Raw genomic sequence first — 412 nt, 5'->3', positions numbered from 1 at the left:
AATTGCATACTCATCGTAATACCTTGCTGCGCAGGCTCACCAAAGCACAGGAGTTACTGCCGCGGCCTTTGGAAGAAAACTTAATACAAGTTGGAGCGGCGCTGGAACTTTCGAGTTGGCTATCTTGATGAAAGAGTAGTATTGCCAATACCTTTAGAGATATGAGAGTGATCATAGACAATTGCGGTAGTTTGTTTTTTAGAGGGTAACATCAAGCTAATTCTTCTTTTCCTGTCGGCGCTGGCCGACGGCAGGCCAGGGTCTTTGTTTGGCCAAAGACCCCAATACCCCAAAGGTGACCCAGATCGCTTGCGCGCTCGACGGGATTTAAGTTTCGTTCCAATCCGTCATTGCCGCGCAGGCGGCACAAAAGCGCTTTAGCGCGTTGAACGACAAAAAGTCGGCCCGAAGG

The 412-nt window shown here is 49.5% G+C and carries 2 protein-coding genes; one reads left to right on the top strand and one right to left on the bottom strand.

Going from position 1 to position 412, the window contains the following annotated elements:
• Positions 1 to 2: 2 nt before the first annotated feature.
• Entirely contained in the window at positions 3 to 128 is a 126-nt protein-coding gene (locus A3762_RS28790; protein ID WP_369820674.1) for a helix-turn-helix domain-containing protein, read from the top strand.
• 83 nt (positions 129 to 211) lie between these two features.
• On the opposite strand, the gene A3762_RS28325 is transcribed toward A3762_RS28790, so the two are convergent.
• Positions 212 to 412 (bottom strand): hypothetical protein (locus A3762_RS28325; protein ID WP_231878763.1); only part of this gene is annotated, 201 nt, incomplete at its 5' end.

The sequence above is a fragment of the Oleiphilus sp. HI0125 genome (assembly GCF_001635355.1).
This window is presented reverse-complemented; position numbering and strand designations above follow the sequence as displayed.